Consider the following 23,929-nt stretch of genomic DNA (forward strand, 5'->3'; position numbering starts at 1 on the left):
CTCTGCTGCTACTTACTTGGGGGAGGCGTAGCTTGTAAGGTGCACGGACTTGATGCCCCAAGGCGTGACGCCCTTCACATGCGGGACGCATCCCTATAGGATCTTCGATGGCCGGGAATCATGGTCCGCGCTGAGGAATGTGACCTTGACAACTCCTACTAGATAGTAAATCCTATAGGAAACAGGATTCCACAAGGGAGTGAACACCATGGCTTACACCGCCGACAACTGGCCCATCACCGCGGCCCTGCTGCAGTTTCCGGGCGTCGACGTCCAGGGCACCCACATCAACGACGCCGACGCCTCCGCCTGGGCCGAGGTGTTCACCGAGGTCAAGGAAGCCGGCTTCGCCGACGCCGACCTCACCGACAGCTGGGTCCGTCCCGGCGACCTGAGCAAGGAGCGCCTCGCCGAGTTCAAGCAGACGGCTGACAGCGTCGGCATCGGGATCCCGGTCATCTCCGCCATCCGCCGAAGCATCATCGAGGAGGGCAAGTGGGAGGACAATCTGGCCTACAGCCACCGCACCATCGACGCCGCCGCTGAGCTCGGCTGCGAAGTGGTCTCCTTCGGCCTGCACCAGGCAATCACCCCGGAACAGCAGAAGCACCTCTGGTTCTGGACCGTCGAAGGCTACAAGGACCCGGTCGGGAACAAGGAAGCCTGGAACAACGCCGTCGCCCGTTTCCAGGAACTTGGCCGGCACGCCGCGGAGGTGGGCGTCCTGCTCTCGCTCGAGATGTACGAGGACACCTACATCGGGACAGCCGACTCCTCCGTGCAGTTCGTCCAAGACATCGGTCTGTCCAACGTCGGCCTCAACCCGGACCTCGGCAACCTGATCCGCCTGCACCGCCCCATCGAGGACTGGCGGGAAATGGTGGCCAAGACCCTGCCGTACTCCAACTACTGGCACATGAAGAACTACATCCGCGACGAGGACGTGGCCCGCGACATGTACGTCGCCATGCCTGCCCCCATGGAAAGCGGCCTCATCAACTACCGCGAGGCATTCAAGGTCGCGCTCTCCGTGGGCTTCCAAGGCATCCTGTGCACCGAGCACTACGGCGGCGACGGCCTCTCCGTGACGGCCTCCAACCAAGACTACCTGCGCCGCCACGTGCTGCCCAAGAAGGAAGGCTACGCCCTCGGCCAGAGCCAGGTGGCGCAGGGGCGGCAGCAGCCGGCCGTCGTCGCGCACTAGAGACGCCAGCCCAATAGACCCAGCAGAAACTGTTCATCCAACCCGGATTCAATGAGGAACCATGACCCAGATCTTCGACAATCCCGCTGATTTCGCAGATGAGGCGCTGGACGGCTTCGTCGCCGCCAACCGCGGCTATGTTGCCCGCGTGGACGGCGGCGTGGTCCGCTCCACCGAGATCCCCGCCGGCCAGGTGGCCCTTGTGGTGGGCGGCGGCTCCGGCCACTACCCTGCCTTCGCCGGCCTGGTGGGCCCCGGCCTTGCCTCCGGCTCCGCGTGCGGCAACATGTTCGCCTCGCCGGCCGCCGGCCAGGTTTACCGCGTGGCCAAGGCCGCCAATGCCGGCGGCGGCATACTGCTGAGCTACGGCAACTACGCCGGTGACGTGCTGCACTTCGGCCAGGCGCAGCTCCGGCTCAATGCCGAGGGCATCGAGACGCGTACCGTTCTGGTCACGGACGACATCGCCAGTGCCCCGCTGGACCAGATCGAGAAGCGCCGCGGCATCGCCGGCGACCTGACGGTCTTCAAGATCGCCGGCGCCGCGGCCGAAGCGGGCCTGAGCCTGGACGAGGTGGAGCGCCTCGCCATCAAAACGAACCACCGCACGCGCTCACTGGGCGTCGCCTTCGACGGCTGCACTCTGCCCGGGGCATCCGAGCCGCTGTTCCACGTCCCGGCCGGGCAAATGTCGCTGGGGCTGGGCATCCACGGCGAACCGGGCATCTCCGAGCACCCGATGCCCACGGCGTCCGAGCTCGCTGAACTGCTGGTGTCCCGGCTGCTCGAGGACAAGCCCGACGACGCCGGCAGCCGCGTGGTGGCCATCGTCAACGGCCTGGGCACGGTCAAGTACGACGAGCTGTTCCTTCTCTTCGGCAAGATCGAAAAGCTCCTCAACGCCGCCAACCTGACCATCGTGGAACCGGAGTGCGGCGAACTGGTCACCAGCCTGGACATGTCCGGGCTCTCGCTCACGCTGCTGTGGCTCGACGACGAACTCGAGCAGTTCTGGGCCGCGCCCGCCGATACCCCTGCCTACCGCAAGGGCAACACGGCGCCGCGCGCCCGCCGCGAACTCTCCCGTGCCGAAGACACGGCCGCCGAGGACACCGAAAAGGCAACCGTGGCGTCCGCCAATCTGGGCAGGCTGGCAGCCGCCGTCCTCGCCCAGGTGCGGGACGTCGTCGTCGAACATGAAGCGGAACTAGGCGACCTGGACGCGATTGCCGGCGACGGCGACCACGGCATTGGCATGCGCCGCGGCGTTGACGCCGCTGCCGCCGCCGGCGAGCAGAACGCAGCAGCCGGAGCCTCGGCTGAACGCGTGCTCACGGCCGCAGGCGAGGCCTGGAGCGAGCGCGCAGGCGGAACGTCGGGCGCGCTGTGGGGAACCGCAGTCATGGCCGCCGGCCTCGCGCTGGGCAACCGCGATTCGTACGCCGCCGGGGACGCAACGGCCGCCGTGTCCGCCTTCAGCAACGCCATCACCGAACTCGGCAAGGCGGAGCCGGGGGACAAGACCATGGTGGACGCGCTCCTGCCGTTCCGGGACGCGTTCAAAGAAGCGTCCGACGGCGGGGCCTCCCTCAGCGGCGCCCTCGCCACCGCCGCTGCCGCGGCGAACGAAGCAGCCCGCCGGACCGCGGACCTTCGCCCGCTCAAGGGCCGCGCCCGCCCACTGGCGGAAAAGAGCCTCGGCCACCCGGACCCCGGCGCAGTCTCGTTCGGACTGATTGCCGAGCGTGTGGCCACCTACCTCGCATCTGATGCAGCCGACTCCACACCGGCCGCGTCCCCCATGGCCTCGACGGCCGGAAAAGGAGCAACGGAATGAGCAACACGGAAGGCTGGCGCATTGTCATCGGCAACGATGAGGCCGGCGTCGAATACAAGGAAGCACTGAAGGCCCTCTTGGAGGCGGACCCCCGTGTTGCCTCCGTCGAGGACATTGGCGTCGCGGCCAACGACTCCACCGCGTACCCGCACCTGGCCGTCGCCGCCGCCCGCAAGGTGGCCGACGGCGAAGCGGACCGCGCGCTCCTGATCTGCGGCACCGGCCTCGGCGTGGCCATCGCCGCCAACAAGGTCCCCGGCATCCGCGCCGTCACCGCGCACGACAGCTACTCGGTGGAACGCTCCGTCCTCAGCAACAACGCCCAGGTCCTCACCATGGGCCAGCGCGTGATCGGGCTGGAACTCGCTAAGAAGCTGGTGGGCGAATGGCTGGAGCACCGCTTCGACGAAAACTCCTCCTCCGCCGCGAAGGTGGACGCCATCTGCTCGTACGAACCCGACTACACGAAGGCCGACTGAACATGACCGAAACACCCACCAGCTCACGCAAGTTCGCCGTCGTCGGATCCGGCTACATGGGCGGCGGCATCGCCCAGGTCCTGGCCCTCGGCGGGGCCCGCGTTGCCCTCGCTGATGTGTCCGCTGAGGTGGCTCAGAAGAACTACGAGCGACTGCTCACCGAGTCCGACCAGTTCGTGGCCGACGGGCTGTTCCCGGAAGGATCCACCGAGATCCTGAAGCAGAACCTTTGGGCCGCCAAGGACATCGAGGAAGCGGTGGCAGACGCCGACTTCATCGAGGAGGCAGTGCCCGAGATCATCGCCATCAAGCACGAGACCCTGGCCCGTATCAGCGCCGCCGCCCGCCCGGACGCCATCATCGGCTCCAACACCTCCACGATCTCCATCGCGGAGCTGTCGCGGCCGGTCGCCAACCCGGAGCGCTTCCTCGGCGTGCACTTCTCCAACCCGTCGCCGTTCATCCCCGGCGTCGAGATCATCCCGCACGAGGGCACGTCCACAGAGACGGTTGGCGCCGTCCGCGACCTGGTCCACTCCGCCCACAAGGAGACGGCCGTGGTCAAGGACGTCACCGGCTTCGTGCTGAACCGCCTGCAGTACGCGCTCTTCCACGAAGCCGCGCAGTTGGTGGAACAGGGCATCGCGACGGCGGAGGACGTGGACACCCTGGTCCGCACCACCTTCGGCTTCCGGCTGCCGTTCTTCGGCCCCTTCGCCATCGCCGACATGGCCGGCCTGGACGTCTACAACTTCTGCTACAAGTCGCTGCAGACCGACTTCCCGGAGCGCTTCGCCACCCCCAAGATCCTCACGGACCTCGTGGAGGCGGGCAAACTGGGCACCAAGACCGGCGCAGGCTTCCTGAACGTCCCGGCAGAGCGCACGCCCGAGCTGATCGCCTACCGCAACAAGGCCTACGTCGCCATGCAGAAGCTCATCGAGGAACTCGGCCCGGCGCCGATCAACTAATTCGCAACCGGGCGCCGGTCAACTAGCGCCATTCAACTACGTACCACGGCAGGTGGGCGCTGCCCCCGGGCAGCTGCCCTCATGTTGTGCTGCCCATTTCACCCGGGCTGCGGCGGGACACCGCCGCGCAAACGACTCAGTCCACCAACGACTTAGGAACACATCCATGAGCACTTTTCCGTCCGAGCGCACGGCCATCGTCACCGGCGCCGTCTCGGAACGCGGCATCGGCCGGGCCACAGCCAACTACCTGGCAGAGCAGGGCTGGAACATCGGCATCATCGACCTCGACGACGCCCTCTGCCAGGCCACGGCCAAGGACATCGCCAGCCAGTACGGCGTGAAGGCGCACGGCGTGGGCGCGAACGTCGCGGACGAGGCATCGGTCCGGGCGGCCATCGACTCCATCGAGGCGGAGCTCCCGCAGATCGTGGCCCTTGCCAACGTTGCCGGCGTCAGCTCGCCTGTTCCGTACCTGGAACTCGACGCCGCCGAGTGGGACCGCGTGCTCAACATCAACCTCAACGGCGTCCACTACGCCACCCGCCGCGTCGCCGAATCCATGGCGAAGAACCGGATCGGCCGCATCGTGAACATTTCCTCCGTTTCCGCCCAGCGCGGCGGCGGGACGTTCTCCAAGACCCCGTATTCCGTGGCGAAGGCCGGTGTGATCGGACTGACCCGCTCCACGGCCCGCGAACTGGGCGAGTACGACATCACGGTCAACGCCATCTCGCCCGGTCCCATCGACACCGACATCATGGGCGGCACCCTCAGCCAGGAACGCAAGGACGAACTGGTCCGGGACCTCGTGGTCAACCGCGTCGGGTCCACGCGTGACATCGCCGCAGCCATCGCCTTCCTCATCAGCGAAGACGCCGGATACATCTCCGGCCAGACGCTGAATGTGGATGGCGGCCTCTACATGCACTAGGAAGGACAGCCATGCTTCGCTCCTGGACCCGGGAACGCAAGATTTACCTCGCCATCGGCGCCCTCGCCAGCCTGGCGGGCGTACTGCTCATCGCCTTGTCGCTCTAAGACTTTCGAACCATCAACCTGCATTACCGGAACCAGTTCCTTCCGGAACCGGCCCGTTCGCTCTGCCCGGATTTGCTCACTTTTGCTCAAAGAGGAGTTTGAATGACTGTCACCAAACCATCCACCACGAAGGAGCTGCTGGACTCGCCGGTCCTCAAATCGGCCATCTCCAAGGCATCCTTCCGGCTCATGCCGATGCTCGTCATCCTGTACGTTGTGGCCTTCCTGGACCGCACCAACGTGGGCTTTGCCGAGGCCGCCCTCGAAGCGGACAAGGGCATCAGCGCCGGTGCCTACGCGCTCGGCGCCGGCATCTTCTTCATCGGCTACGCCCTGTTCGAAATCCCCAGCAACCTGCTCCTGACCAAGTTCGGCGCCAAGGTGTGGCTGGCACGCATCGCCGTCACCTGGGGCATCGTCTCCGCCTGCTTCGCCTTCGTGCAGGATGAGACCTCCTTCGTGATCCTGCGCTTCCTGCTGGGCGTGACCGAGGCCGGGCTCTTCCCGGGCGTCATCATGTTCCTCGCCGCCTGGTTCCCGAACAAGGTCCGCGTCAAGATGTTCGCCATCTTCTACCTGGCACAGCCGTTCTCCCAGATGATGGGCGCCCCGCTGTCCGGCTGGCTGATCAACATTGGCGACCAGGTTCCCGGCGTCCAGGGCTGGCAGGTCATGTTCTTCGTTGAGGGCATGCTCGCAGTGCTGGCCGGCATCGCCTCCTTCTTCTTCCTGATCAACAGCCCGCAGGACGCCAAGTTCCTCAACAAGGACGAGAAGAAGGCGCTGCTGGACGTCATGGCCCTGGAAGACACCGTCAAGGAAGAGACCGGTCCGCGCGGTGTGCTCGCCGCGATGAAGAACGGCAAGGTCTGGTACTTCACGGTCATCTACTTCTGCCTCCAGATCGCCGTTTACGGCGTCACCTTCTACCTGCCGCAGCAGGTGGCGCAGCTGACCGGACAGAAGGTGGGTCTCGCCGTCGGACTCATGGCCGCCATCCCGTGGTTCTTCGGCATCTTCGCCTGCTACTTCATCGGCAAGGCCGCCAACACCGTGATCCGCCGCCGCGTCTGGGGCACCGGGCTGTTCATCTCCACCGGTCTGTGCATCTTCGGTTCCGCCTGGGCCGGTGCCAACCACCTCCCCGCCCTGGGAATCGTGTTCATCACGCTCGCGGTGTGCAGCTTCCTCTCCATCGGCCCCATCGCCTGGTCGTATCCGACGGCGTTCCTCACCGGAACTGCCGCGGCGGCTGGCATCGGTCTCATCAACTCGCTGGGCAACCTGGGCGGCTTCGTGGCCCCGATCCTGCGGACCACTGTCAACCAGGTGACCGCCTCGGACACCGGCACCATGGGCGTCTACGCACTCGGTGTGCTGCCGTTCCTTGCCGCGGTCATGATGATCGGGACCCGGAAGTTCAAGAACAAGGCTGACGACCTGCTCGATACCAGCGCCACCGGAACGGCTGGCACTGCCAAAGATCAGGCACTGCTGGAAAAGTAGTCAGCAGCGCGCACAGGCGCGCAGCAATATCGGCGCCGAGTAACCCCAGCAAAGGCAGGAAATCCCGTGACCCAGCTCAGCCAGGCCATCAAAGACCCCGGCACGATATTCGTCGGCGTCAGCACCAAGATGTACCTCGGCTACCGGGACAGCCTGCGCTGGCTGGATGAACTGCGCCAACAGGTGGACGCCCGCCCGGCCCTCGCGGCCGGGCGGGTGGTCCCGTTCGTGATCCCGTCCTTTCCGATGCTTCCAGCAGCAGGGGAGATCATAGCCGGGTCGCCGCTGGTCCTGGGCGCCCAGAACTGCGGCTGGGCCGACGGTCCGTGGACGGGCGAACTCTCGCCGTCGCTGCTGGCCGAGCTGTGCGTGGGACTCGTGGAAATCGGGCACGCCGAGCGGCGGCGGCACTTCGGTGAGGACGACGCCATGATCGCGCTCAAGGTCAGGGCGGCCGACGACGCCGGCGTCACCCCGCTGCTGTGCGTCGGGGAGGAGTCGCTCGGCCCGGAGGCCACCTCGAAAACCGGAGCAGCCGACGCCGGCAGTACGGGCGGTGCGGAAGGCGCCGCCCGGTTCGTCTACGGACAGATCGAGGCCGCGGTCGGCGGGGACTGGGACCTGGCCGCCCGGCTGGTCATCGCCTATGAACCCGTCTGGGCCATCGGCGCCGCCGAGCCTGCCAGCGCGGAGTACGTGTCCGCCGTCGTCCGTGTTTTGCGGGAGCTGCTCGGTGCCCACGGGCTGCAGCACCTTCCCGTCATCTACGGAGGCTCGGCGAAACCCGGCCTGCTGCCAACACTGAACGGTGTGTCCGGGCTGTTCCTCGGCCGGTTCGCGCACGACGCCGCGAACTTCGGAAAAGTGCTGGACGAAGCATTGTCGCTGGCGGAGGCAGGCTAGAGGAATGCCTCGCGGCCCGTCCCTTCGCTGAGCACGAGTTCGCCGTCCTCGATGGACACCAGGAGGCTCCGTGGCCTGCCGTGGAGTTTCATTTCCGCGCTGAGATTGCGGCTGGTGACTTCGACCCCCACCGTTGCGCCTTTTGCTGGCAGTTCAATGGAGACTTCCTCGGCCATGCCCAACAGTTCCCGGGTGGTGACATCGCGGTCGTACCGGGCCTCCTTGCCGTTGACCGTGATGGCGACCTCATCCTCGTTGAAGCCGTCCTGAAGAATGATGAGCAATTCCTGCATGATGCGCCGCCTCAGTCGATGACCCCCAATGCATAAAGTCACTACATCACTTAAGGGCGGTTGTGGGTAGTGCGGTTTGCTCCGTCGCCGGGCCCGTGATCTCCCGGTTCCGGGCACGTAGGGCAAAATGTTCTGGTGACCCAACAGCCGCAGCACCCCGCCACGCCCTCGCCCACCCCCGCCTCCGCCGCCGGGACAAAGCCAAAGGACGTCCCTGCACCCGGGCCGGTCGGCGGCCCTGCCGCCAGCGATGTTGCCGCCCGTATAGCGGAGCAGATCGCCGCCGAACTCGGCGTGAAGGCCTGGCAGGTGAAGGCCGCCGTGGACCTGCTCGACGGCGGGTCAACGGTTCCGTTCATCGCCCGCTACCGGAAGGAAGCCACCGGGACGCTCGACGACGGCCAGCTCCGCGAGCTTGACGAGCGCCTGCGCTACCTCCGCGAGCTCGAGGACCGCCGTCGTGCTGTCCTGGAGGCGATCGCCGCACAGGGGAAGCTCACCCCGGAACTGCAGGCCGCCGTCGTGGCCGCCGATACGAAGTCCCGCCTCGAGGACATCTACCTGCCCTTCAAGTCCAAGCGGCGCACCAAGGCGCAGATTGCCCGCGAGGCCGGACTGGAACCGCTCGCGGACGCACTGCTCAAGCGCCCCGAGCTTGACCCCGAGCGCGAGGCAGCCAAGTACCTGAACGCCGAGCACGCCGTCGACGACGCCGCTGCGGCGCTCGCCGGCGCCCGCGCCATCCTCGTGGAGCGCGTGGCCCAGGACGCCGACCTTGCAGAGAACCTGCGCGAGCGGCTGTGGACGCAGGGCCGGATGGTGTCCCGGGTGAAGAAGGGCAAGGAAACGGAGGGGCAGAAGTTCGCGGATTACTTCGAGTTTTCGCAGGCGCCGTCGGGAATGCCGTCGCACCGCGTGCTGGCGCTGCTGCGCGGTGAGAAGGACGGCGTGCTCGAGCTGGATCTTGCCGAGGCGGAACCGTCCGACGACGACGCCCTCGCCGCCGCGCGCACCCGTTACGAATCCGCCGTGGCCCGGTTCCTCGGCGTCGCCGACCGTGGCCGGCCCGCCGACTCGTGGCTGCTCCAGACCGCGCAGGTGGCGTGGCGTTCCCGGGTGCTGGCGCGGCTGACGGCCGACCTGCGGGGACGGATGTTCGCCGCCGCGGAGGACGAGGCCGTGCGCGTTTTCGCCGCCAACCTCCGCGACGTGCTGCTGGCCGCGCCCGCCGGAAACCGCTCCACCCTTGGCCTGGACCCCGGGCTGCGCACGGGCGTGAAGGTGGCGGTGGTTGACGGAACCGGCAAGGTGGTGGCCACGGACACCGTCTACCCGCACGCTCCGGCGCGCAAGTGGGACGAAGCCCTGGCGACGCTGATCCGCTTGGCGCGGCAGCACGCCGTCGAACTCGTGGCCATTGGCAACGGAACCGCTTCCCGGGAAACGGACAAGCTCGCGGCTGAGCTGATCAAGCAGCTCTCCGCGGCAGCCGGCTCCGGGTCTGGTGCTGGGTCAGGTGCTGCGGGAACTGGTGCGGCGGCGCCGCAGAAGCTCGTGGTGTCCGAGGCGGGTGCGTCGGTGTACTCCGCGTCCGCCCTGGCCGCCGCCGAGCTGCCCGGCATGGACGTGTCCCTGCGCGGGGCGGTGTCCATCGCCCGCCGGTTGCAGGACCCGCTGGCCGAGCTGGTGAAGATCGATCCGAAGTCGATCGGCGTGGGGCAGTACCAGCACGATGTGACCGCCGCGAAGCTGGACCGCAGCCTGGATGCCGTGGTGGAGGACTGCGTGAACGCCGTGGGTGTGGACGTGAACACGGCGTCGCCGGCACTGCTGAGCCGGGTGGCCGGCGTCGGACCGCTGCTGAGCGAGAATATCGTGGCGTACCGCAATGAGAATGGTCCGTTCGCAAAGCGCAGCGACCTGAAGAAGGTCCCGCGGCTGGGCGCCAAGGCGTTCGAACAGTGCGCAGGCTTCCTGCGGATCACCGGGGGAGCGGAGCCACTGGATGCCTCCAGCGTGCACCCCGAGGCGTACTCGGTGGCGCGGAAGATCCTGACTGCGGCCGGTGCCTCCCGCGGCTCCGGTGCTTCCGGAAGCGCTGCGGGTCTTGCTCCATTGGCGGATGCCGGGCGGCTGAATCCTGCTGATTTTGTGGACGGCTCGTTCGGGCTCCCCACGGTGCGCGACATTATCGCCGAACTCGAGAAGCCGGGACGCGATCCGCGCCCGGCGTTCAAGGCGGCAGCGTTCTCGGAGGGCGTCGAGAAGATCTCCGACCTCAAGCCGGGCATGATCCTGGAAGGAACCGTCACCAACGTGGCCGCGTTCGGCGCGTTCGTGGACGTGGGGGTTCACCAGGACGGGCTGGTTCACGTGTCCGCCCTCGCCAACAGGTTCGTGGCCGACCCGCGCGAGGTGGTCAAGTCCGGCCAGGTGGTCCGGGTGAAGGTTCTTGAGGCTGATCCGGAGCGGAAGCGCATTTCCCTCACGCTGAGGCTCGACGACGAACCGGCCGCTGCCGGTGAACGGTCCGCCGGGGGACGCCCGGTTGGGGGACGCTCAGGTGGGGAACGCGGCGGTGGCGACCGAGCTCGGGAGGGCGGCCGCGCCGTCGAACGGTCGGCGGGCAGCAACAGGGACGGCGGCAGGGAAAGTGGCCGCGGGTCCGGTGGCGGCAATCGCGACGGCGGCCGGAACCGGTCGGCCACTCCGGGTCAGGGCGGCGGAAAGCCAGGGGCACGCCAGGGGACGGATTCGGGCCAGGCTGCGGCAGACCGCAACCGCGGAAAGCGGCAGCCGCAGCAGTCCGGCCAACGGCGGGCCGAGGCGGACACCGCCATGGCCGAGGCTCTGCGGCGGGCTGGCCTGGGTAAATAGGGCTAATCGAGGCAAGCAGGACCCCGCCCGGGGGAGCGTGTCGAGGGCGCCGTATCCCGGAAGCGCCGGAAGCGGGTGACTACAGTAGCCCCTATGAGTTTTACGAGGCCGGAGACTTTTACCACCCGTCCTACGCTGCAGGGCACGTTCGGCATGTCCGCCACGACCCACTGGCTCGCTACCGGCACTGCGCAGGCAGTGCTGGAGCGGGGTGGCAACGCGTTCGACGCTGCCACCGCCGCCGCGTTCGTGCTGCATGTGGTGGAACCACACCTCAACGGGCCCGGGGGCGACATGACCGGCGTCTTCAGCACAGCGGAGGAGCCCGGGAAACCAGTCGTCCTGATGGGGCAGGGCCCGGCTCCGGCGGGAGCGACCGTTCAGCACTTCCGTGCGGAAGGCCTGGAACTGGTGCCCGGTTCAGGTGCGCTGGCTGCGGCCGTTCCCGGCGCCGTCGACGCCTGGCTGTTGCTCCTGAGGGACCACGGAACGTGGGAACTGGCGGAAGTTTTGGATTTCGCCATCAGGTACGCCCGCGACGGCCACCCGGTGCTGGCACGCGTCTGCAGCACGATTTCGGCAGTTTCGGAGCTGTTCCGGGAGCACTGGCCCACGTCTGCCGAGCTGTGGATGCCGGAGGGGCGCATCCCGGAGGAGGGCGAGCTGGTCCGGAATCCGGCGCTTGCCCGCACCCTCCAGAAACTGGTCCAGGCCGGTGCTGGGCTTGGCGAGGCATTCGCCGCAGCGCCGGCGCACACGCGGGAGGAGCGTATCGACGCTGCCCGCAGGGAATGGGGCGAGGGCTTCGTGGCCCGCGCTGTGGCCGAAAGCGTCCGAACACCGCACCGCCACTCGTCCGGGACCGACCACAGCGGCGTCATGACGATGGCGGACATGGCCGGCTTCCGCGCGTCGTATGAGGACGCGGCCACGTTCGAGTTCCGCGGGCACACCATCGCCAAGACCGGCCCGTGGGGACAGGGCCCGGCACTGCTGCAGACGCTCGCGATCCTGGCCGGCTTCGATGACGATCGTCTCGACCCCTCCACCGAGCTGGGAGCCCACACCATCCTGGAGGCCCAGAAGCTCGCGCTGGCGGACCGCGAGGCGTACTACGGCGACGCTGGTGTTCCACTCGGTTATTTGTTGTCGGAGGAGTACGCGGCGTCGCGGCGGGAGCTGATTACGGAAGATGCGTCGCACGAGTTCCGTCCGGGCTCCGTTCCCGGGCATGAGCCGTACGTTCCCACGCTCCGGACCGAGTACGTCCCGCCTGCACTGTCGGATGACGACGGCGGGTCGCCCGCTTGGGGAGGTCGTGCCGTTCCCGGGCGCGCAGGTTCCGCGGCTGCCGCCGCCGGCGTGGGCGAACCCACGATCGGCGAACCTACCCGCGGTGAACTGAGCGTGGCGTCCAACGGGAAAACCCGCGGCGACACGTGCCACATCGACGTTGTGGACCGCTGGGGCAACATGGTCTCGGCCACGCCGTCCGGCGGTTGGCTGCAGTCGTCGCCGGCGATTCCGGAGCTCGGGTTCTGCCTGGGCACGCGGTTGCAGATGACGTGGCTTGAGCCCGGGACGCCGTCGACGTTGACGCCGGGCAAGCGGCCGCGGACCACGCTGACGCCGACACTGGTGCTGCGCGATGGAGTTCCTGTTTCCGCGCTCGGCTCGCCCGGGGGAGACCAACAGGACCAGTGGCAGTTGCTGTACCTGCTACGGACCATCGTCGGCGGTTACTCGCCGCAACAGGCCATCGATGCGCCGGCGTTCCACACGACCTCGATGCCCGGATCCTTCTGGCCGCGCACCTGGGAGCCGGGCGGTGCTGTCGTCGAGGATCGATTGGGAGCTGACGTCATCGCCGGGCTCGAACGGCGGGGACACCGGATCACCAGGGCAGGCGACTGGACGCTGGGACGACTGTCCGCCGTCGTGCGTGATCCCGGGACCGGTGTGTTGCAGGCCGCCGCTAACCCTCGGGGTGCACAGGGATACGCGGCGGGCCGGTAGGAGCGGAGGGGTCTTTCGCTAGCGATCCCGTGAAGGGGCGGTGAAACATTCGTGTGCGCTGGCGGCGGGGCGGGGTTTCTGGCGTGGCGGTTATCTGCAAGGCTGGGGTCATGAACTACTTCCTGGAGTACACGATTCCCGCTGCCCCTGACGACGCCGAATTCGAGTTTCCGCACGATGAGATTCGTCCGGGGACCACTATCCCGCTCTCGGAGACCAACGCCGTGGTAGTCCACACCCCGGAGCTTCCCGCGCGCACCGGAATCATCGGCGCCACCGTGCCTGAGGCGAAGCTTGAAGCCGAGCAGCTCATCACCCATAGCCGTGCGACAGAGGCGTCCCTGTACGAGGACCCCTCGAATTCGCTGCAGGCCGGCGTGGGAACTCTCGTAGCCACCTTCACCGAAGGCAGCGGCTGGCAGGACGCGTAGCGAACGTAGGTCTCGTTTCACCGGAAGCGCCTGGTCCCGAATTGAGGGGGCTGGGCGCTTCTGGTTTTGGGTCCGAAGTTGGTGAACCCACCCAGTACCGGCGTATCACCGCGCTGCATGTCTTGGAGGCCGTTGACAGAAACCGACTTCGCGGCTGGGCACCGCGGCGCCCCCTACCTTCACGTTTTGTGGTGGTGGTTTTGTCGGGGTTGTTGGCGTGGGTCGATGTGGGGCGGGGGTATGAACCAGGGGATTCCGTTGTTGACGTGGATTTTCCACTGTTCTTTGTGGATCAGATGGTGGTGGTGGGTGCAGAGGAGGACGCCGTTGTCGGTGCTGGTGGGTCCGCCTCTGGACCAGTAGGTGATGTGGTGGGCTTCGCACCAGGAGGCGGGGATGGTGCAGTTGGGGAAGGCGCAGCCTTGGTCGCGGGCGTTGAGTGCTTTGCGGATGTGGGGCGGGAAGATGCGGGTGGTGCGGCCGATGTCGAGGATGCGTCCTTCGGAGCCGAGGAGGACGGGGATGATGTCGGCGTCGCAGGCGATTTTGCGGATGGTGGAGGCGGTGACGGGGCCGGTGTAGGTGAAGGTCCCGCTGCCGATAGGACCGCCTGCGGGGGCGCCGGGGAGGCGCGTGGCGAAGAGGTCGGTGTCTGACCAGTTGATGCCGGGAAAGGTGGTGACGGGCCGGTTGCCCGTCAGGGCGCCGACTTCGCTGGTCTGTCGGGCGTCTGTGCCGGCGTCCTCGCCGGGTTCGCTTGTCTGCCAGGTGCCTGGTAGGAGTTCGGGACCGCTGGCCTGCCAGGCGTCTGTGCCCGTCGGCCGGTCGATGGTGGTCTGCCGCGTATCCGGGCTGGCATCAGCCGGTGGTTCCGTGTCGCTGCTCTGCCAGGTGCCCGGGCCTGTTGGCGGATTGATGGCGGCCTGCCAAGGGGCGGGCGTTCGCCGGGGGTTGCCTGCTTGCCGGGGGTTGGGTTGGTTTCTGTTGTAGCGGGGGCCTTGGGTGGCTGCGGTTTCGATGCTGTTGAGCAGGTCCCGGTGGTTGATGGTGACCATGACTTGGGGGCGGAGTCCTCCGGTGATGGGCAGGGTACCGGCGGCGAGGGCTGCCTTGGAAGCGCCGACGAGGCCGTCGAGGCGTTGTTGGGCGAGGGTGCGGCGGTCCAGGTCCGGTTCCGGGGCGGGGGCGTTGAACGCCTGGTCCAGGTCGACAGCGGCGCTGTCACTGTTGGCAGCGTTGTCCTTGCCCTTGCCCTTGCCCTTGCCGTTGTCGTTGTCGTTGTCACTGTCACTGTCACTGCCGTTGCCAGGGTTGGTGCGCTCATCGCTGCCGTCACTCCCGCAGTTGGTGGTGTTGGGTGTGGCGGTGCGGGGGTTGGTGGCGGTGTTCATGACGGTGGTGAGGACTTCGTATTGGTCGGTGGTGGCGCGGATTTCGAGGTGGTGGAGGCCGCCGCGTTTGTGGTGGAGGAAGACGCCTTGGCGGTGGCGGAGGTTTTCTTCGGACGGTTCGGTGCCGTCCTGGTCGAGCGCGTCGATCCAGCGGTGGGCGATGCGGGTGAGGAAGTCGTGGTCGTTTTCGATCGCGGTTTGGGTGAGGTTGTGTTCCATGTCGGCGATCAGGCCGGGGTCGGGGATGTGGCGGACTTTGTCCAGGGCGGTGGTGATGATGGTTCCGGCGCGGGAGGAGATGGTCCCGGCGGTGAGGGCTGCGGCGGTTTCTTCGCGTTCCGGTGGCATGGCGCGGCCGGCGAGTCCGGTGCGGGGGAGGGTGGCGTTGGCGAGGGCGAGTCGGCGTCGGGCTTCGGGGGTGCTGATCCGGAGCCGGGTGCGGAGGAACTCGGCGGTGTTGTGGGCCCCGTCATCGGCCGGGGACCAAGCCACCGCAGAGGCAGGGACCGGCGGTCCAGCTGTGTCGGCTTCGTCCGTGGCGGAGCTGGCGACGGTAGCTGCAGCGAGTTCGGGTCCGGTGCCCCAGCCTGTGGTCCAGCCGGCCGCGCGACGGGAGGCCTCAGCGGCGTTGATCGCCTCGGTCCGCGTCCGGTCCACCGCGGCGGCAGCCTGCAGCTGGAGGTACTCGACACGGCGGGAGAGCTCCTCGCTGAGCTCTGCGAAATCGGCCGCTTGGAGGAAGTTTGCTTCGGCCAACTCCTCCGGCGCCGAGCCGGTGGCGGAGTCCAGCAGCGCCAGCGCCGCCTTCAACTTAGGAGTCGCCGGCGCTGGGGACCCCAGCTCAGTAGCTGCCAGGTCAGTTGATACCGGGCCGGGCGTTTGCGAGCCAAGGGTTACCGAGCCAAGCGTGGGGAAACCGGCGGCTGCGGGAGCGTTGACGGCGGACGCCAGCCCGGCCCCGAAGCGGTTGGTAGCGTCAAAGCCGGCGGCAGCACCGCCGTCGGACGTTCCGCTTGCTGGAGCGTCAGAAAGTATCGGGCTGCCGCTAAGGGAACCGGCGGATGGAATGCTGTGAAGCCCGCGGCCGCGCATCAGGGCTGCGGCGCTGAAACCGGAGACGTCAGTCCCGGCCGCTGTATCCGCTCCCTGCTCCCCAATGGCTTCCATAGGAAAACTATCTCAACGAGGTCTGACATTTTTAGGAGTGATCGGGGTCACTGAGGCCGAATAGTGAAAAGTTTTTGAAAAACTTTTGGACCCCCGCCCGTACCGGCCGCATCTCGCCCGGCCGTTCATCGAATCAGGGGTGGCGCGCGCCCACCCCGGCCAGAATGTCGCGGTAGCCCTCACGGAAGGTTGGGTACTTGAACGAAAGCCCTGTTTCCCGAAGCAGCGCGTTGCTGCACCGCTTGTTCCCGCCGCGGGCATCACCCAGGGAACCCGTCGGTGGGACGTCCAACCCCAACTCAGCTGCCAGGAAACGCAGAACGTCGCCCAATTCGGCTGGATCGTTGTCCACGCCGAGATAGACCGGCGACGGCACAGCAGCCATGGTGCACAACTGCACGATGGCACCGGCGGCGTCATCGCGATGGATGCGGTTCGAGTAGCGCGGCTGGTCCGGAATGACGGCGGTGCCGGCCCGAACCTGGTCGATGAGCCTGGTGCGGCCCGGACCGTAGATGCCGCCAAGCCTGAGCACGACAGGTGAGGTTCTGGTTCCATCAAACCGCTTCAGCAGGAGCTCCTCGGCCTCTCGCATGATGCGGCCGGAGAATCCCGCGGGTTCCGGCGTCGTGTTTTCATCGATCCAGCCGCCTCCGGCGTCGCCATGCACGGCCGTGGACGAGACGAAGAGGACGCGTTCGGGCGTGACGCGGTCGCGCTCAAGAGCGTCGAGCACGTGCGCCACACCGTTCAGGTACGCGCTTCGGTATGCCTCCTCCGTAGGCGCATCCGCTGCCACAGCAATGACGACGGCGGTGGCGTCCGCCGGGACAGGCGGCAGTTCGGGGGGTGCTTAGGTCTGCAGCGGCGCCCTGGATCTCGGCCGGCAGCTTGTCCGGTGAGCGACGCCAGCCCACCACTCGGTGCCCCGCTGCGGCGAACCGCAGGCCCGCCTCGGTGCCGAGGTCACCGCAGCCGGCAAGAAGGATAGTCATAGCCGCGCTCAGAGGGCCGGGACCGGGAAGAAGACGCGGGGGTCCTGCAGCAACGCGGGGTAGTCGAACTCTGACCGGTCGATGATGTCGGTGAGCTGGAAGTTGCGGCCGAAGCGCCCGTCGTCGAGCGTGATGGGACGGCCTACGACCATTCCGACGGCGAACCTGCTGCCGCCGTCGAACGGTACGGCCACCGGCGATTTTCCGGGAAGCGTCGAGAAGGCTGCCTCCTGGCGCTGCCGCTTACGGGACGGCTTCTTGACCAGCGGCTTGGCCGGAGCCTTCTTGGCCGCCTTGGCTGGCCGGCGCGACGTTTCCTCCTTGTAGACGAACTGGTAGTCGTCGCCGGATTCCCCGGTAGCGCCCGAGTCATCGCCGGAAGCACCGGCACCTTCGCCGGACGCACCCGAACCACCGCCGGCGCCAGTAGCGGAAGCCGCCCGCCCGACGGCAGGAAGCCCAACCTTGTCCAGCCGCTCGGGGTTGCCGTGGCCGACGTGCTCGCGAAGGATCCAGAGAACCTCGCCCTCGGGATCCTCCGGCAGGAACTCGTGCCGGGGCTCCGGCCAGACGTACTCCAGGCCGTGCTCGGTGCCGGGGAAGACCTCTTCGTAGAACCGAGGGTCCTTGCGGATCAGGTTGGAACGGTGGCTCAGGTGCAACTCGGGGTCGCCGAGCCACGGCGGAAGCAGGATCTTGGCTGCGTAGTCAGGGTGCGCAGCCTGCGGGGCAAATTCGCGGATGTTGTCCCGGGTGTTATCGGCGAAACCACGCTTGGTCCACTCGTCCACCATGGCCAGGCCATACAGGGTCAGTGCGGGAACGTGCCCCATCCACATCCGGATGGCGGGGTGTGACTGCCATCCGTATTCCGGGATGACCAGCGCGCGGAGTGTCTGCAGCGCTTCTACGCGCTGTTTGCCCAGCCGGGGCGTGTCCAGCGCGGCCGCGCTTTGCTGGAAATCGGGATACGGAAGGAAGGTTTGCATCCCTTCAGTCTGCCGTCCTTGGCGCCATGTGCCAATTGAAGTGCCGGGCAGCACAGTCAGCCGTCAAAATGGACTGCCGGGTGTTCACATTGTGGACCTATGCATACGGAAGGTTTATTAATCCACTAGGATGTCCGAAACCTCACCAGCGTCTGGAAGCCAACTCATGACTCTTACGTCCCCCGCGCCCCTGTCCTCCGCCGCCGCGGCAGCGAATTCACACGCGTCACAGGAGCCTCAGCCGTTCGTTCCGAAGTACGGCCAGATGCTCGGCGCCGACGCGAACGGGATCCTCGTTCTGGACGAGTTTACGCTTGATCCGGCCGCTGCGCGCAAGGACCAGCACCGTTTCCGCACTGCGCTTGCTTCCGTTGCGCTGACCCTGCGCCGGCTGGTCGCCCTCCGTGTTTTCATCGCAGTGGTGGCCGTCGCCAACCTGCCGCTCTTCCTGATGTCGACGGGCTGGTGGATCTACGCCGTCTCGCTGGCGCTGGTCATCGGTGTCCACGCTGCCGTGAACTGGCTGAACAAGCACGAACCGCGCCTCAAGCAGCGCCACGAGCTCGAACTGCACCTGCACCGCGAACGCAGCGACAACTACCGCAAGGTGCGGGACGCTGTGAAGTTCGTCGTCGACAGCCCTGCCCGCGTCAACGAGCACCTCTACCTTGAGCTGCTGCACGCCAAGCGGGTTGCCCTGCACCTCGCGTCGGGTACCGTCGCCCTCCTTGACACCAGCGACGACGCCGCCTGGAAGGTGCGCATCGTCCGGGAACTCCCCGCCGCGGCCTAAGGCTGAATATAGACGCTTCCAGCGGTCGCGCTGTAGGCGATCGATTACGACGCCGGGCGTCCCCACTCAGGGGGCGCCCGGCGTCGTCGTTGGTGGAGCCGTACAAAAACGAAACCGGACGGCCCCTGGAAAGGGACCGACCGGCCTCGAGCTTTAATGCAGTGCCGCTAAGCGGCCTGACCAGCCGGATTAGGCAGGCAGCTGCAGGACCTGGCCCACGAACACGAGGTCCGGGTCGCTGATGGTGTCGGTGTTGGCGTCAGCGAGCTGCTGCCAGCCGCCCTGGATGCCCAGCTTCTGAGCGATCTTGCTCAGGGTGTCGCCTTCCTGGACGGTGTAGGTCTGGCCGCTCACGGCGACGGGGGCAGCGTGGCGGGCCTCGACCGGTGCCTGGACCGGAACTTCGGCGGCCACCGGGGCCTGTGCCACGGGAGCCGTCTGGACCGGAGCCGTCTGAACCGCAGCCTGGGCGGGTGCAGCCTGGACCGGCGCGCTCTGGGGCAGGATCTGCGGTGCAGGAGCGCCACCGCCGCCGTTCAGTCCCAGCTTGGCGGAGCAGGCGGGCCATGCGCCCCAGCCTTGGCTGGCCTGGACCTTTTCGGCTACGGCGATCTGCTGCGCGCGGGAGGCGCCCTGGGGGGAGCCGGTTCCGCCGAAGGCAGCCCAGGTCTGCGGCGTGAACTGCAGGCCGCCGGAGAAGCCGTTGCCGGTGTTGGTGGACCAGTTGCCGCCGCTCTCACACTGGGCGAGGGCGTCCCAGGTGGAGGTGCTGGCGGTAGGCGCTGCCGCGTTGGCGGCCGTGGCGGAGAGCGCCAAGGTTGCTGCGGAAACGGCGGCCAGGGTGACTCCACGGCGCGCGGCAGTACTGAGTGTCGACTTTTTCATTATTGGGATGCTCCTGAGGCCACCCGCGCTCGGTCCGTCCCCGGACGTTGTCGCGCTACTGCCCGCCCCTGACGAACTAGAGGTCATTTCGGTATCCGCCGGCCGGGCAGTAACTGGTGGTGGCGGCACCGGGCATTCTTGGGCCCGCGTCGCGCGGGCATGTGTCCCACCCTAGAGGTGTCGCGCGCTGTTATCAAATCGAGATCTTTATTGACAGTCAACCAGTTTAAGGGCACTCCAACCCGGCAGTTGGAGGGCCCACGCCCGTCGGAACCGGCGCCGTGAGGCCGCCCGGCTTTTACCCCGCGGATGCGGAATTGAGGGCGGAAGCCAGGTACGGCGCCGTCCGGCTGTCCGGTGAACTGGCGACGGCGGCGGGCGTTCCCGAGGCGACGATCTGTCCACCGGCGTCCCCGCCGGCAGGTCCGAGATCTATCACCCAGTCCGCTTCCGCCACCACGTCCATTTCGTGCTCCACCACGACCACCGTGTTCCCCGCGTCCACAAGGCGCTGCAGCTGGGCCATGAGGAGCCGGACGTCCGCCGGATGCAGCCCGGTGGTGGGCTCGTCCAGCAGGTACAGTGTGTGGCCGCGGCGTGCGCGCTGCAGTTCGGTGGCGAGTTTGATGCGCTGGGCCTCGCCGCCGGACAGTTCGGTGGCGGGCTGCCCGAGCCGCAGGTAGCCCAGACCAACTTCCCGGAGCGTCTGCAGGCTGCGGGCGGCGGCTGGAACGTCCTGCAGGAAGTCCGCTGCCGCGTCCACGGTCAGGCCCAGGACGTCGGCCACCGTCTTGCCGCGGTAGGTGATTTCCAGGGTTTCAGGGTTGTAGCGGGAACCGCAGCATTCCGGGCACGGACCGTAGCTGCCGGGCAGGAAGAGCAGTTCGACGGCGACGAATCCCTCGCCCTGGCAGGTCTCGCAGCGCCCGCCCGCCACGTTGAAGGAGAACCGTCCGGCCCCGTATCCCCGCGCCCGGGCTTCGTCCGTGGCGGCGAACTCCTTGCGCACGGCGTCGAAGAGCCCGGTGTAGGTGGCCAAATTGGACCTGGGCGTTCGGCCGATCGGTTTCTGGTCCACCGTCACGAGCCGGTCCACGTGGTGCAGCCCGGTCACGGTGCCTACACTCAGCGGGGCGCCAGGGTCGATGTCCGCCACGGGCTGGTCTTCGGTGGTTTCCACGGAATCCGTGCCCGCATCACCGTGCAGTTCGGATCCGACCACTTCGGCCAGGACATGGCTGACCAGCGTCGACTTGCCCGATCCGGACACTCCGGTGACCGCTGTCAGGACCTGCAACGGGAACGCCGCGTCGAGGCCGCGAAGGTTGTGGCGGGAGATGTCCTTCAGTTCCAGCCAAGCGCCGGGCTCCCGACGGCGGCCGGCACGGTCGCTGCTGTCAGGTTCAGTGTCGTCCGCACCGCGTCCGCCGGTACGGTCACCGCCGCCGGTGGTACCGCCGTCGTCGGCACCGCAGTCGTCAACGCCGCCCCTGGAACCGTCCCGAACGAGGAACGGGCGCGTCACGGAAGCCTCGACGGCCGCGAGACCGGCCACCGGCCCGCTGTACAGAACTTCGCCGCCGTCTTCTCCCGCCCTCGGCCCCACATCCACGAGCCAGTCGGCGCGGCGGACGATGTCCATGTTGTGCTCCACCACGAACACGGAGTTGCCCGACGACTTGAGCTGCTCCAGCACCGCCAGGAGGGGCTCGGCGTCGGCAGGGTGCAGGCCGGCAGACGGCTCGTCCAGCACATACACCACACCGAACAGCCCCGAGCGGAGCTGCGTGGCGATCCGGAGACGCTGCATTTCGCCCGGTGAGAGGGTGGGCGTCGAGCGGCCCAGGGCAAGGTAGCCGAGCCCCAGATCCAGCAGGACCGTAATCCGCTGGAGGAGGTCACGCGTGATGGCCACGGCCACCTCGTTGCCTTCGCCGGAGGACAGCTTGCGGGACGCGGTTCCGGCCTCCTTCAGCTCGCTCGTTGGCCGGATGATGTCAGCCAGTTCGGCCATCGGCACCGCGTTGAGTTCGGCGATGGTCCTGCCGGCGAAGGTCACGGCCAGGGCCTCCGGCGTGAGTCCGCTTCCGCTGCACCGCCGGCAGGGGCCGGTTTCCATGAAGCGGAGCACCCGTTCGCGCATTGTGTTGCTCTTGGAATCGGCCAGGGTGTGCATCACATGGCTCTTGGCACTCCAGAACTTGCCCTTGTACGGCTTGGCCACCCGGTCGCGCTGCGGCGTGATTTCCACCACCGGCTGCTCGTCGGTGAAAAGGATCCAGTCGCGGTCCTTCCTGGGCAGCTCCCGCCAAGGGATGTCGACGTCGTAGCCCAGGTGGGTGAGGATGTCGCGCAAGTTCTTGCCCTGCCACGCCGTCGGCCACGCGGCGATCGCACCCTCCCGGATGCTCAGCGACGGGTCCGGGACCAGGGTCGCTTCGGTGACGGTGTGCGCCACGCCGAGGCCGTGGCACTCGAGGCATGCCCCGGCGGCCGTGTTGGGCGAGAAGGCGTCCGAGTCCAGCGGCCTGGCACCGGCCGGGTAACTGCCGGCACGCGAGAAAAGCATGCGCAGCGAGTTGGAGAGCGTGGTCACCGTCCCCACCGTGGAACGGCTGCTGGGGGTGCCGCGGCGCTGTTGAAGCGCGACGGCGGGGGGCAGCCCCGTGATCATCTCCACCTTGGGATTGTGGCCCTGCTGGATGAGGCGGCGGGCGTACGGCGCCACGGACTCGAAGTACCGGCGCTGGGCTTCGGCGTAAATCGTGCCGAACGCCAAGGAGGACTTGCCCGACCCCGAGACGCCGGTGAAGGCGACGATCGCGTCGCGCGGGACGGCCACGTCCACGTTGCGAAGGTTGTTCTCGCGCGCGCCGCGCACCCGGACGAAGCCGTCAGCAGCATGGTGGGCGCCGGTGCCGGCTTCCAGGCTCCAGTCCAGATCGGCCAAGGGGTCAGCATACTCTTCAGTCCGCATCTGTTCGACTCTACGGGCATAGCCGGTCCGGGGACTATTCTGTCGGGGTGAACACTAACGACGTTGCCGCCGAACCGATCGATCGCACTGCTCTTTCAGGTGAAACTGCACTTTCAGAGCAAACGGGGCCTTCGGGTGAAACTGTGCCCTCCGATGAAGAGGAGCTGGTGGCGGCCTCGGCACCGATGCCTTTGGCGGAGCTCCACCTGCACATCGAGGGGACGCTGGAGCCGGAACTGATCTTTGCGTTCGCTGAGCGGAACGGGATCGAGCTGCCCTACGCTGACCTGGACGAGCTGCGAAGCCGGTATGAGTTCACGGACCTGCAGTCGTTCCTCGACCTGTACTACGCCAATATGGCCGTGCTGCGGACCGAGCAGGACTTCGCGGACATGACCCGGGCCTACCTGGAGCGCGCTGCGGCGGCCGGGGTGCGGCACGCGGAAATCATGATGGATCCGCAGGCGCACCTCTCGCGTGGCGTGCCCCTGGAGACATGCGTGAACGGCGTTTCCTCGGTGCTCGCTACTTCGGAGGAGGAGTTCGGCATCTCGACGCTGCTGATCGCCGCCTTCCTGCGGGACCTGTCCGAGGACTCGGCGCTGGAAGTCCTTGAGGGGCTGCTGGCGATGAACGCGCCGATCGCCGGCATCGGCCTGGATTCCGCAGAGGTGGGCAACCCGCCGTCGAAATTCACGCGGCTGTTTGCCCGGGCCGGCGAAGCAGGCCTGCGGAAGATAGCGCACGCGGGGGAGGAGGGGCCGCCGTCGTACATCGTGGAAGCGCTCGACGTCCTGGGCGTGGAGCGGATCGACCACGGGATCCGGTGCATGGAGGACCCGGACCTCGTGGAGCGGCTCGTCGACGAGCATGTGCCGCTGACGGTGTGTCCGCTGTCGAACGTCCGGCTTCGCGCCGTGGACATGCTGGCCGCGCACCCGCTGCCGGCGATGCTGGCCGCCGGGCTCAACGTCAGCGTGAACTCGGACGATCCGGCGTACTTCGGCGGCTACGTGGACAGCAACTTCGCCCAGCTGGAGTCGGTACTGGGCCTGTCCGAATTCGACCGGGTCAGGCTTGCCGCGAACTCTATCCGGTCGTCCTTCGCCAGCGAGGAGCGGAAACACGAGCTGCTGGCCGAGCTGTCGGGCTAAGGTCCGGGCGGGTTACGGCT

At 67.5% G+C, this 23,929-nt stretch carries 17 protein-coding genes and 1 pseudogene; 12 read left to right on the forward strand and 6 right to left on the reverse strand.

The features are described 5' to 3' along the window. The first annotated feature begins 208 nt into the window (after positions 1-208). From ACHMXB_RS00630 to ACHMXB_RS00660, 7 genes are all read left to right on the forward strand, one after another. Entirely contained in the window at positions 209-1,204 is a 996-nt protein-coding gene (locus ACHMXB_RS00630; protein ID WP_395401850.1) for a sugar phosphate isomerase/epimerase family protein, read from the forward strand. Between the two features lie 61 nt (positions 1,205-1,265). After that, a complete protein-coding gene (gene dhaL / locus ACHMXB_RS00635) occupies positions 1,266-3,041 on the forward strand; it encodes a dihydroxyacetone kinase subunit DhaL (protein ID WP_395401852.1) in 1,776 nt (591 codons plus the stop codon). Then, positions 3,038-3,520 carry a ribose-5-phosphate isomerase gene (locus ACHMXB_RS00640; RefSeq protein WP_395401854.1) on the forward strand — a complete coding sequence of 161 codons (483 nt, stop codon included), beginning with the start codon at positions 3,038-3,040 and terminating at the stop codon, positions 3,518-3,520. Before dhaL ends, ACHMXB_RS00640 begins: the two co-directional genes overlap by 4 nt. 2 nt (positions 3,521-3,522) lie before the next feature. After that, positions 3,523-4,491, forward strand: a complete 969-nt coding sequence (locus ACHMXB_RS00645; protein ID WP_395401856.1) for a 3-hydroxyacyl-CoA dehydrogenase family protein — start codon at positions 3,523-3,525, stop codon at positions 4,489-4,491. Positions 4,492-4,657: 166 nt separating this feature from the next. Then, entirely contained in the window at positions 4,658-5,425 is a 768-nt protein-coding gene (locus ACHMXB_RS00650; protein WP_395401858.1) for an SDR family NAD(P)-dependent oxidoreductase, read from the forward strand. 209 nt (positions 5,426-5,634) lie between these two features. Beyond that, complete coding sequence (locus ACHMXB_RS00655) at positions 5,635-7,038, forward strand: MFS transporter (RefSeq protein ID WP_395401860.1); 1,404 nt, start codon at positions 5,635-5,637, stop codon at positions 7,036-7,038. Positions 7,039-7,104: 66 nt separating this feature from the next. Beyond that, positions 7,105-7,941, forward strand: a complete 837-nt coding sequence (locus ACHMXB_RS00660) for a triose-phosphate isomerase family protein (protein WP_395401862.1) — start codon at positions 7,105-7,107, stop codon at positions 7,939-7,941. Here the strand turns inward: ACHMXB_RS00660 and ACHMXB_RS00665 are convergent. Next, a complete protein-coding gene (locus ACHMXB_RS00665; protein WP_395401864.1) occupies positions 7,938-8,234 on the reverse strand; it encodes a hypothetical protein in 297 nt (98 codons plus the stop codon). The two genes, ACHMXB_RS00660 and ACHMXB_RS00665, sit on opposite strands and share 4 nt — an antisense overlap. Positions 8,235-8,369: 135 nt before the next feature. Here ACHMXB_RS00665 and ACHMXB_RS00670 point away from each other — a divergent pair, with 135 nt between their 5' ends. From ACHMXB_RS00670 to ACHMXB_RS00680, 3 genes are all read left to right on the forward strand, one after another. Further along, complete coding sequence (locus tag ACHMXB_RS00670; protein ID WP_395401866.1) at positions 8,370-11,111, forward strand: Tex family protein; 2,742 nt, start codon at positions 8,370-8,372, stop codon at positions 11,109-11,111. Between the two features lie 93 nt (positions 11,112-11,204). Continuing rightward, a complete protein-coding gene (locus ACHMXB_RS00675) occupies positions 11,205-13,127 on the forward strand; it encodes a gamma-glutamyltransferase family protein (RefSeq protein WP_395401868.1) in 1,923 nt (640 codons plus the stop codon). 110 nt (positions 13,128-13,237) lie between these two features. Continuing rightward, positions 13,238-13,558, forward strand: coding sequence for a hypothetical protein (locus tag ACHMXB_RS00680; RefSeq protein WP_395401870.1), 321 nt, complete (start codon positions 13,238-13,240; stop codon positions 13,556-13,558). A 179-nt stretch (positions 13,559-13,737) separates the two neighbouring features. On the opposite strand, the gene ACHMXB_RS00685 is transcribed toward ACHMXB_RS00680, so the two are convergent. The 3 genes and pseudogenes from ACHMXB_RS00685 to ACHMXB_RS00695 form a co-directional block, all read right to left on the reverse strand. Then, entirely contained in the window at positions 13,738-16,116 is a 2,379-nt protein-coding gene (locus ACHMXB_RS00685) for a DUF222 domain-containing protein (protein WP_395401872.1), read from the reverse strand. A 133-nt stretch (positions 16,117-16,249) separates the two neighbouring features. Further along, positions 16,250-17,111 (reverse strand): annotated as a pseudogene (locus ACHMXB_RS00690) (NAD-dependent epimerase/dehydratase family protein). Positions 17,112-17,119: 8 nt separating this feature from the next. Further along, entirely contained in the window at positions 17,120-18,100 is a 981-nt protein-coding gene (locus ACHMXB_RS00695) for an MSMEG_6728 family protein (RefSeq protein ID WP_395401874.1), read from the reverse strand. Positions 18,101-18,365: 265 nt separating this feature from the next. On the opposite strand from ACHMXB_RS00695, the gene ACHMXB_RS00700 reads away from it, so the two are divergent. Then, a complete protein-coding gene (locus tag ACHMXB_RS00700; protein WP_395405049.1) occupies positions 18,366-18,893 on the forward strand; it encodes a hypothetical protein in 528 nt (175 codons plus the stop codon). A gap of 189 nt (positions 18,894-19,082) precedes the next feature. Here ACHMXB_RS00700 and ACHMXB_RS00705 read toward each other — a convergent pair whose 3' ends face one another. Both ACHMXB_RS00705 and ACHMXB_RS00710 read right to left on the reverse strand, forming a co-directional pair. After that, positions 19,083-19,778 carry a transglycosylase family protein gene (locus ACHMXB_RS00705; RefSeq protein WP_395401876.1) on the reverse strand — a complete coding sequence of 232 codons (696 nt, stop codon included), beginning with the start codon at positions 19,776-19,778 and terminating at the stop codon, positions 19,083-19,085. 298 nt (positions 19,779-20,076) lie between these two features. Beyond that, the gene (locus tag ACHMXB_RS00710) at positions 20,077-22,755 is read right to left on the reverse strand and encodes an ABC transporter (RefSeq protein WP_395401878.1); all 2,679 of its coding nucleotides are present in this window, start codon (positions 22,753-22,755) and stop codon (positions 20,077-20,079) included. A gap of 185 nt (positions 22,756-22,940) precedes the next feature. Here ACHMXB_RS00710 and ACHMXB_RS00715 point away from each other — a divergent pair, with 185 nt between their 5' ends. Beyond that, positions 22,941-23,909, forward strand: a complete 969-nt coding sequence (locus ACHMXB_RS00715) for an adenosine deaminase (RefSeq protein ID WP_395405051.1) — start codon at positions 22,941-22,943, stop codon at positions 23,907-23,909. The last annotated feature ends 20 nt before the right edge of the window (positions 23,910-23,929 follow it).

It is taken from the genome of Arthrobacter sp. UC242_113, from assembly GCF_044054585.1.
GTDB lineage: Bacteria > Actinomycetota > Actinomycetes > Actinomycetales > Micrococcaceae > Arthrobacter.